The organism is Aestuariivirga sp., from assembly GCF_041738905.1.
In the GTDB taxonomy this organism is placed as follows: Bacteria; Pseudomonadota; Alphaproteobacteria; order Rhizobiales; family Aestuariivirgaceae; genus Aestuariivirga.
This window is the reverse complement of record NZ_JBGSOZ010000105.1, coordinates 1-8,318: the sequence shown is the minus strand read 5'-3', so window position 1 is coordinate 8,318 and position 8,318 is coordinate 1. Positions and strand designations below refer to the sequence as shown.

General features: G+C 60.6%; 10 protein-coding genes and 1 pseudogene. 4 read left to right on the top strand and 7 right to left on the bottom strand.

Annotation, left to right across the window (positions count from 1 at the left end):
- Nucleotides 1-160: 160 nt before the first annotated feature.
- A pseudogene (locus ACEW8Q_RS08855) lies at nt 161-436 on the bottom strand (IS701 family transposase); the annotation flags it as partial.
- A 57-nt stretch (nt 437-493) separates the two neighbouring features.
- On the opposite strand from ACEW8Q_RS08855, the gene ACEW8Q_RS08850 reads away from it, so the two are divergent.
- Entirely contained in the window at nt 494-706 is a 213-nt protein-coding gene (locus ACEW8Q_RS08850; RefSeq protein ID WP_373503688.1) for an FAD:protein FMN transferase, read from the top strand.
- 176 nt (nt 707-882) lie between these two features.
- On the top strand, nt 883-1,281 hold the full coding sequence (locus ACEW8Q_RS08845; protein WP_373503687.1) for a CBS domain-containing protein: 399 nt from the start codon (nt 883-885) through the stop codon (nt 1,279-1,281).
- Nucleotides 1,282-1,331: 50 nt separating this feature from the next.
- Here the strand turns inward: ACEW8Q_RS08845 and ACEW8Q_RS08840 are convergent, their stop codons facing one another.
- Entirely contained in the window at nt 1,332-3,932 is a 2,601-nt protein-coding gene (locus ACEW8Q_RS08840) for an HAD-IC family P-type ATPase (protein ID WP_373503686.1), read from the bottom strand.
- A 160-nt stretch (nt 3,933-4,092) separates the two neighbouring features.
- A complete protein-coding gene (locus tag ACEW8Q_RS08835) occupies nt 4,093-4,314 on the bottom strand; it encodes a helix-turn-helix domain-containing protein (RefSeq protein WP_373503685.1) in 222 nt (73 codons plus the stop codon).
- Between the two features lie 186 nt (nt 4,315-4,500).
- Between ACEW8Q_RS08835 and ACEW8Q_RS08830 the strand changes: the two genes are divergently transcribed.
- Nucleotides 4,501-5,337 carry a universal stress protein gene (locus ACEW8Q_RS08830; protein ID WP_373503684.1) on the top strand — a complete coding sequence of 279 codons (837 nt, stop codon included), beginning with the start codon at nt 4,501-4,503 and terminating at the stop codon, nt 5,335-5,337.
- Between the two features lie 42 nt (nt 5,338-5,379).
- On the opposite strand, the gene ACEW8Q_RS08825 is transcribed toward ACEW8Q_RS08830, so the two are convergent.
- The 3 genes from ACEW8Q_RS08825 to ACEW8Q_RS08815 form a co-directional block, all read right to left on the bottom strand.
- A complete protein-coding gene (locus ACEW8Q_RS08825) occupies nt 5,380-6,225 on the bottom strand; it encodes a universal stress protein (RefSeq protein WP_373503683.1) in 846 nt (281 codons plus the stop codon).
- A 682-nt stretch (nt 6,226-6,907) separates the two neighbouring features.
- Nucleotides 6,908-7,138 (bottom strand): hypothetical protein, encoded by a 231-nt coding sequence (locus ACEW8Q_RS08820; protein ID WP_373503682.1) that lies wholly within the window; start codon nt 7,136-7,138, stop codon nt 6,908-6,910.
- On the bottom strand, nt 7,135-7,413 hold the full coding sequence (locus ACEW8Q_RS08815) for a hypothetical protein (protein ID WP_373503681.1): 279 nt from the start codon (nt 7,411-7,413) through the stop codon (nt 7,135-7,137). The genes ACEW8Q_RS08820 and ACEW8Q_RS08815 overlap by 4 nt, the downstream gene beginning before the upstream one ends.
- A gap of 30 nt (nt 7,414-7,443) precedes the next feature.
- Between ACEW8Q_RS08815 and ACEW8Q_RS08810 the strand changes: the two genes are divergently transcribed.
- Complete coding sequence (locus tag ACEW8Q_RS08810; protein ID WP_373503680.1) at nt 7,444-7,806, top strand: CIA30 family protein; 363 nt, start codon at nt 7,444-7,446, stop codon at nt 7,804-7,806.
- Here the strand turns inward: ACEW8Q_RS08810 and ACEW8Q_RS08805 are convergent.
- Nucleotides 7,800-8,138 carry a hypothetical protein gene (locus ACEW8Q_RS08805; RefSeq protein WP_373503679.1) on the bottom strand — a complete coding sequence of 113 codons (339 nt, stop codon included), beginning with the start codon at nt 8,136-8,138 and terminating at the stop codon, nt 7,800-7,802. The genes ACEW8Q_RS08810 and ACEW8Q_RS08805 overlap by 7 nt on opposite strands.
- Between the last annotated feature and the right edge of the window lie 180 nt (nt 8,139-8,318).

The window sequence follows — 8,318 nt, the reverse complement described above, 5'->3', positions numbered from 1 at the left end:
CCAGCGGAAAACATGGCGAAATTCGCGACATCTGGGACTTGCTCAGCAGAAACAGCTTGCTCATGAAGGCCTCCTCTATCGGAAGCCTTGAATCAAAACTGCAACTGATCCGCAACCAGTTTAATAGGTCCTGAGCCTAGCACTACTTTGGCAGTTTCAGTCATGGCGTCAATTGTTCAGCCATCGGCGGCAGTGCGGGCATCGCGAAGGTGTTGACTGCAGCATGAGAGTGGTGATGGCGTGACGAACGGTTGGCAGGCTTGGCCGAGGTGGTGGACCGTGGTGTCTTTTTTTCTCGCCCCGCTTCGGCGAGGCGACGATGCTGCAAGAAGGCGTAAGCGATCATCGTCAGCAAGGCGTGTCGATGAAGACCTTGCCAGGATCGTCCTTCGAAGTGATCGAGTCCCAGTTCCTCCTTCACCTGCTGATGCGCCTGCACGTCTCGCCTGTCAAGTCGCACTGCGCGGCGACATTAGCGTAGACGTGCCGGAGAATCCCCGCAGATTCGAGGCTGGCCTCGGTGTCCGTGCTGGCAGGAAGTGCCATGGAGGCGGATGCGATGGCTACGGGACTATTTGCTCTGGGAACTGAAGCTGGACCCGACTGCGCTGAGGCCCTGAAACTGCATGCCCTATTCCTTGTTCGGGAACGTTCCGGCTTCCGGGAGATCATGACTGGCAACTTCGCAGCTTTCGTCTTGCGATAGGAGATGACGATGGAAGTGTTTCTCTTGGTGCTCATCGTCTTTATCATTTCGATGACCGGGTTGGCGGTCGGGATCTTGGCACGGCGAGCGCCGTTGAAGGGTTCTTGCGGCGGACTCGCCTGCAATTGCAGCGGAGAGTGCCGCGCCGACTGTCGTCCTGAAGGGATAGGTCAAGAATGAATCAACGGCCTCGCATCCGCGACTACATGGCATCGAAAGTCGTGACTCTTTCGCCGGACATGGAGATATTGCGCGCAATGGAATTGCTTCTTGAGATGAAGTTCTCCGGCGCTCCGGTGGTCGATGAAAGTGGCAGGCTCGTTGGGGTGCTGTCCAAGAAGGACTGCCTGAAGGCCGCTCTCAATGCCAGTTACCATCAGCAATGGGGTGGCAACGTGGCAGACTACATGTCCATGTCGGTGGAAACACTAGATGCCAATCTCGATCTGGTCGCTGCCGCCGAACAATTTCTTGCCAGTCATTACCGGCGATTTCCGGTCATGGAGGACGGCCGGATGATCGGGCAGATCAGCCGAGCCGATCTGTTGCGGGCGCTCGTCGAATGCTGGCGATAGGAGTGAAAGGCAGAATTGTCCGGGCGCACTCATCCCGGCTCCGATACAGTTTATCCCTTCAACCCCAATCTGATCTGCTTTTCGATCTCGATGATGGCGAAGAAGGCGGCGCCAATAGCGACGATCAAGATGCCATCCATCAGCGGCACAGGCCGGGTGCCGAGCATCGACTGCAGAGGCGGCAGATAGGTGACCGCGAATTGGGCGCCGGTGATGGCGATAACCACCGTCCAGACCACGCTGGTGCCGCGCGCCGCCGCCCAGGTCAGCGACGTGCTGTGGATGTTGCGGATGAAGAACAGATGGAAGATCTCCAGCACGACCAACATGTTCATCGCCATGGTCTGGGCCAGCGCGAGGGAGTGGCCCTTGTCGAGGGCATAGGTGAAGACGCCGAAAACCGCTGCCAGAAACAGGATTGCCACCAACACGACGTGCCAGACAAGCTCGCCGGACAGGATCGGCGCGCTGCGCGGGCGCGGCGGGCGGGCCATGGTGCCGGCCTCGGTCGGTTCGAAGGCTAGCGCGATGCCGAGCGTGATGCCGGTGATCAGGTTGATCCAGAGGATTTGCACCGCGGTGACCGGCAGGGCCAGTCCAATTAGCAGCGCCAGCACCACGACCATGGATTCTCCCGCGTTGGTCGGCAGGGTCCAACTGATCACCTTCTTCAGGTTGTCATAGACCGTTCGTCCTTCACACACCGCCGCGGCGATCGAGGCGAAGTTGTCGTCCGCCAGCACCAGATCGGCGGCTTCTTTGGCGGCCTCAGAGCCTTTCAGCCCCATGGCGATGCCGGCATCGGCGCGTTTCAGCGCGGGGGCGTCGTTCACCCCGTCGCCCGTCATCGCCACTGACAACCCATGCGATTGCAATGCGGTGACAAGGCGCAATTTATGTTCGGGGCTGGTGCGGGCAAAGACGTCAACCCCAATCACCTCCAGCGCCAGTTGCGCGTCGTCGAACTTGTCGAGGTCATGGCCGGTCAGGACCCAGTCGGGGTTCTCAAGCCCGACCTGTGCGGCAATGGCAGCGGCGGTTCCGGCATGATCGCCGGTGATCATCTTGACCCGGATCCCCGCTGCCCGGCATTCGGCCACTGCAGCAATCGCTTCGGGGCGGGGAGGGTCGATCAGGCCGACAAGACCAAGGAAGGTCAAACCGCCTTCCAGCACAGCGGGATCGATCCGATCACTGGTTTCGGACCGTTCTGCCAAGGCCAGCACCCGCAAGCCCTGCCGCGCCATTGCCTCGGCCCGGTCGTGCCAGTGGTGCATGTCAATGCCCTGACACATGCGCAACACCCGCTCCGGTGCGCCTTTCACATGGATCGCGCGGCCTTCTGGCCCGTCGGTCAGAACGGCCATGAAGCGGTGGCGGCTATCGAACGGGATGGCATCCAGACGCCTGGCCGCGATATCGCCCGCAACCTTGCCCGCAAAGGCCAGAAGTGCGCCTTCCATCGGGTCGCCCTCGACCGTCCAGTGCCCGGCCCGGTCGCGCAAGGCTGCGTCGTTGCAAAGCGCCGCCGCCAGCGCCAGGCGGCTCAGGTTGCCTGGAGGGGTGATAGCGCCCTCGGGGGCATAGCCATCGCCAGTGATCGCAAATGCCCCCTCTGGCGTCTCGGCCGCTGTCACGACCATTTCGTTTCGCGTCAGCGTACCGGTCTTGTCGGTACAGATCACCGAAACCGAGCCGATTGTCTCGATCGCCGGTAGCCTCCGGACGATGGCATGCCGCCGCGCCATGGCCTGCACTCCGATGGCGAGCGTGATCGTCATTACCGCCGGCAGGCCTTCAGGGATCGCGGCGACAGCCACTCCGACAACGGCCATGAATATCTCGGCAAAGTCGTGGTGGCCGACGTAATAGCCGTAGACCAGCAGCAGGGCGGCCACGAGCAGGATAAGAAAGGAAAGCCAGCGCGCGAAATGGTCCATTTGCGCAACGAGCGGCGTCGTCAGTTGCTCGACCTCTGCCAGGAGGCCGCCGATGCGCCCGATCTCAGTTCCCTTGCCCGTCGCCACCACCAGCCCGCGCGCGGTGCCTTGCGTCACCAGCGTACCCGACCAAAGCATCGAGCGCCGGTCGCCCAACGCTGCCTTGGCGGCGACAGGCGCGCTGTCCTTCTCCACCGGCACGGATTCGCCGGTCAGGATCGCCTCCTGCGCTGCCAATCCCCGTGCTTCGATGATCCGCAGGTCGGCCGGCACCTTGTCGCCCGCCTCGACAAGCACAATGTCGCCGGGCACAAGATCGGCGCCTCCGATCGTCACTCGCCCCCCGTCCCGAAGTGCGGCGGCCCTTGGCGCAAGCATGTTGCGGATCGCGGCCATGGCCGCCTCAGCTTTGCCTTCCTGAATGAAACCAATGACCGCATTGGCCAGCACCACGGCAAGAATCACGCCGGTATCGACCCAGTGCTGCAGAACTGCCGTCACCACCGCGGCCGCCAGAAGGACATAGATCAACACGTTGTGGAACTGCAGGAGGAACCGTAGCCATGGCCCACGCGCCTGCGCCTCGGGCAGCTGGTTCGGCCCGTGTTCGGCAAGACGGCGCGCGGCCTCGAGTGCGGCCAAGCCGTCAAGTGAGGCCTTGAGCGCTACAAGGCAGTCTGTGGCGGTCTTCGCGTGCGGTTCGGGAATCATGCGTCTCGTCCTTGTGATCGCTCAGGAGCTCGCATACGATCATCAGCAAGTATTTGCCGTTCCTGATGAAGCTGCCCGCCGTCACCAACCACACCACGCGTTGCAGCGGCGTACCAGGTGTGATGGCGCGGGCGTTAATCTGAGGGGCCCGAATTCATCTCTACTTTTCCGATCGGGCTCTGGCAGCCGCGCCGCCCTTCTCGCGCGGCATGGTCTCGTGCTCGCATAGGAACCGCTCCAAGTCAGTGTCGGAGATCCGCCAGCCTTTGCCGATGTATATGGCACGGAGCTCTCCTGATTTGATCCACTGCCGCACGGTCGCCTCGGCAACTTCCAGCCTTTCGGCCAGCTCCTGCACGGTCTGGTATCGGTCGTGTGGCATTTCATGCCTCAGTGAGTGTTTGTTTGATGCAGGATAATGCAGTTTGGTCACTTTGGGTTGATACAGGTCAATCTCGCGATCAGATGTCCATGCTAAATGATGAGCACCTGCTCAGTCACTTGGATGAGGTACTCATTTCTTGTGCCCTCGCCCCGGAAACCGTCAGCAACTCAAGGAGTCTTGGAGATGCACACGAAAACCGCCTACCTCGCCCTCTCGTCCTATCCAGAAGCTCCTCCTGACGCCTCGATCTTGGCTGCAGTCAATTTCGTAGGCTCGATGGGGTGCGGCCTGCATGTCACGACGTTTTCTGTCGACATTCCGCAGCTCTATTCACCTATGGGTGGGCTGCTTCTCGACGTCCCAGCGCTCGTGCGCGGCGCTGAGGAAAAGAGTAAAGCCGAATGCCGCCGCTTGGAGAGTCTCGTCCAGGGAGCGGCGGGCGCGGGCCTGAAGGTCCGCTGCAAGAGCCGCGAGGTTGTGCTAGGCGCCGCACTCGACGCAGCGGCTGCCGAAGCGCGGTATTATGAACTTTCGGTGCTTCCCTGGTCCGGCGAGACACTCCTGACACAGGACATGGCGCAATCTGTCGTCTTCGGGTCTGGACGGCCGGCCATTCTGGTCCCGTCCTCAGCGAGTGCGGCGGCACTTCATCATATTGCGATCGCCTGGGATGGCAGCCGCGTCGCCGCACGTGCCTTGTGGGATGCTCTGGCTCTTCTTCCTAAAGACGGGCGCCTCACGGTGCTGACGATTCGCGACGAAAAGCCTTTGAGCGGTCCTGATCTCGCCGGGGCACTTGCAGCTTCGCTGCACGAGAGGGGCTACAATGCCAAACCTCTTGGCATTGCGCTCAGTGCAAGAACCATTTCCGAGGCGCTCCAGGCATCCGCCTTGGAAGCGGGGGCGCAACTTCTCGCGATGGGCGGCTTCGGCCACTCCCGCGTTCGTGACTTTGTCCTCGGCGGTGCGACCAAGGGAGTTCTCAACGATCTTCGCATGCCAATCCTGCTTTCCCACTAGGGAGAGGCCCGACTACACTCATATGGCCGATGATGAACCGTATCAGGTTTCGTGCACAATCAGCAGATCGCATGGTGGGTCTTCAAGAAGCGCCGCTGCAACGCTGCCCCAGATGGTTCGCGCCAGTCTGCCGGCACCATGTGTGCCGACCACCAGGAGGTCCACATCAAGGCGTTTGACTGACCCGACCAAGACCTCGTAGGGCATGCCTTCGATGACCTCGGACTGCAGGCTGGCATCTTTGGCCTGGGGTACCGACGCGCGACGCGTCAGTTCGGCCATTTCCTGCGTCATGAAGCGATCGAACGCTTGCCGCGCGTCCTTTTTCACTTCGGCGAGATACTCCTCGGTTCCGAGCCGCGAGCGGAAAGCGACCTGATAGGCATGGATCAAGTAGAGGCTGCCGTCCGGTGCAATGCTGCTGGCGTGACGGATGGCTGATAGCGAGTAGATGGAGAAGTCCACACCGACGACGACCGCGCGATATGGCCGGGCCGGCTCATCCTTGACGAGCAGCACCGGCAGGGGGCTCAATCTCGCAATCTTCCCGGCGGTCGTGTCGCTGAATTGGAAGAACCCGTCCTTCTCCTCGTCATGACGGCCGACAACGATCATCTTGGCGCTGACGTCGAGAGCGTAGCGGACGACTTCAGTCTTGGCCGAGCCCGCGATGATCTCGATCTTCGGTTCGAATCCAAGCCTGGCACACTCCCGACCAAGGATCTGGGTCGCGCCCTCGATAATTGCTACGTGCGCCACTTTAGGAAGATCGCCATCAAAAACGTGAACAACATGCAGGTTCTGTCTTAAATCCCGTGCAAGCTGTACGCCTCTTGCGAGCGGAGCCCAAGAACGCGGAGAGAGATCGGATGCAACCACAATAGCCATAACACCTCCATGCCTTCTCCCCCGAGCGACGCTGAGGGGATCACGCTGCTTATAATTACGGACGAACGGACAGAATTCAACATGACCTGTGTCAAGGATCCCCATCCAAGCCTCTTGCTGAATAACACGCTCCTAGGTGAAACGGTTCGGGATTACGCCAACTGAGTTGGAACCTGTCTGCTGGTAAGGCGAGCGACACCGGCCGAACTCAGGCGCCACAGTTCGCTCGTGGAACAATAACGCCAAAGTTGAGGTGGCAATCGAATTCGTCACCCGGGGCGGCGGCTTGACTGGCATTGGCAAATTGGAAGATGCGTATGCAATTCTTTTCATACAAGCAGGCACCAGGATCGAAGGCTGATAAGGCATGAGCAGGGCGGGCCACCCCAGTCTCGCTAGCGCCCGGGTGAAGAAGTCGGTTGTTATACGTCATGCACTTGGTGGTAAGGATCGCACCATCAAATGCCGGACAAACCGCTACTGACTACTTCCTCTAGATTGGCACGTAGGTGCGGAGATGGATGGAGCTATTATTCTTACTGCGAAGTGTAGTAATTTGGGCTACTTTGTTCCCGCGCATGCCGCCTTCCAAGCCGCATTGTGCTCTCTCACCTGCCGGATGGTCTCGTCTGAGTCCTTCGCCGACCAGCGGATCGGCTCGAAAATGGAACACGCAAGAGCGTCAGTCGCGACGGAACCCGTCGTCATCACGCAGCCGGGAAGGATCAGCAGCGGCGTCAGCAGCAGCAGCGCGGCGCGCATCGCGTGCCTTCCTGATAAGTTCAAGTGCATGGGTTGAAGCCTCGGCCATGGCCTCGGCCCGGCCAGCACCCCGCATTTGAGCATCGCGCGCCGCATCCAGGACGGCGGCGAGGACCTTCGCGAGTGCCGCAAGGGCCGAGAGCCAGCTCATGCGACTTTCTTGGTGGCGACGATGCGGCCATAGATGGCCAGCACGCTGCCGATGATGCCGCCGATGCCGGTGATGGGCTCGCAACATGCGCCTTGCCAGCGGCGCGGCCCTTGAGCCAGGCGACGCCGAGCGTCGCAACGATGGCGCCTGCCAGTGACAACCAGCGTCCGATTGGCGAGAGGATCCAGTAGAACATCATGCGCCCTGCTCCAGCAGACGCTGGCGGCGCCAGAACCAGATCGCCACTGCAGCCGCAACCGTGATGAGAGCAGCAATGAACGCTGTCCGGCCGCTCGGCCATCCGAATGCAGGGTACCGTCAGCCTCGAAAACAACGGTGGTTTCATCCAAATCGCCCTTGATCTCGCCCCCGGCAGGGACAGCGTGGATGCCAGCGGCTATAGCGGCATTGCAATCGACGTTCTGGGCAATGGTGAAGAATATGGCCTTCATCTTCGTACCCCGGATCTTACGCGCCCCTGGCAATCTTACCGTCAGAGCTTTGTCGCCGAATCTGTGTGGAGAGAACTCCAACTGCCATTCGCCAGTTTCTTTCCGCATCGCACCGACGTTCCACTGGATGCCCAACATCTGCGAAGGTTGGGCATCGTGGCGATCGGCCGCGCCTTTCATGCCGACCTGTCGATCGGTGGCATATGGTTCTACTGACGTCTCTCCCTCAAGCGGTACTGGCCAAGGGCGTTGAATGCGCGACGCAACAGATATGATCTGGCCAACGAGATGATAGTGAAGACTGAGCCTATGACGAGATTTTCCGTCAGCGAAACTTTGAGCCCAAAGACCGGAAACACGGCCATCTGGGTCAAGACGGCTATAGCGTAGCGGTCGAGGTCGTCAGCCGCAAAGCCCAGCAAGTCGATCTCGAACTTCTCTGCATCGAGCTCCTGGATCAACACCGACAGGGCGGCCTCATCCCATCCCGCGTTGAGCGCCAGCTGGTTGTCGGCAATGACGAGCGCCTTGCGCTGTGCATCCGACAAATGACCGAGCCGGATTACCAGTACCTGTTGCAGCCCCAGGGTAATCCCCCCGTTTTTGGAGGGAGTTTGGCGTAGAACTCACGCGGCGGTTTTGGTCTTCATTTCGCGTTCGAGTTTTTGGGCGGGTGTGATGCCGCCCAAGGCCATGTTCGGCCGTTCATGATTGTATGTCCAGAGCCA

Excerpts from the sequence above, each read along its gene's own strand:
- ACEW8Q_RS08840 (WP_373503686.1), bottom strand. The coding sequence starts at position 3,932 with ATGATTCCCGAACCGCACGCGAAGACCGCCACAGACTGCCTTGTAGCG.
- ACEW8Q_RS08825 (WP_373503683.1), bottom strand. The coding sequence starts at position 6,225 with ATGGCTATTGTGGTTGCATCCGATCTCTCTCCGCGTTCTTGGGCTCCG.
- ACEW8Q_RS08820 (WP_373503682.1), bottom strand. The coding sequence starts at position 7,138 with ATGAGCTGGCTCTCGGCCCTTGCGGCACTCGCGAAGGTCCTCGCCGCC.
- ACEW8Q_RS08830 (WP_373503684.1), top strand. The coding sequence starts at position 4,501 with ATGCACACGAAAACCGCCTACCTCGCCCTCTCGTCCTATCCAGAAGCT.
- ACEW8Q_RS08810 (WP_373503680.1), top strand. The coding sequence starts at position 7,444 with ATGCAGGGTACCGTCAGCCTCGAAAACAACGGTGGTTTCATCCAAATC.
- ACEW8Q_RS08835 (WP_373503685.1), bottom strand. The coding sequence starts at position 4,314 with ATGCCACACGACCGATACCAGACCGTGCAGGAGCTGGCCGAAAGGCTG.
- ACEW8Q_RS08845 (WP_373503687.1), top strand. The coding sequence starts at position 883 with ATGAATCAACGGCCTCGCATCCGCGACTACATGGCATCGAAAGTCGTG.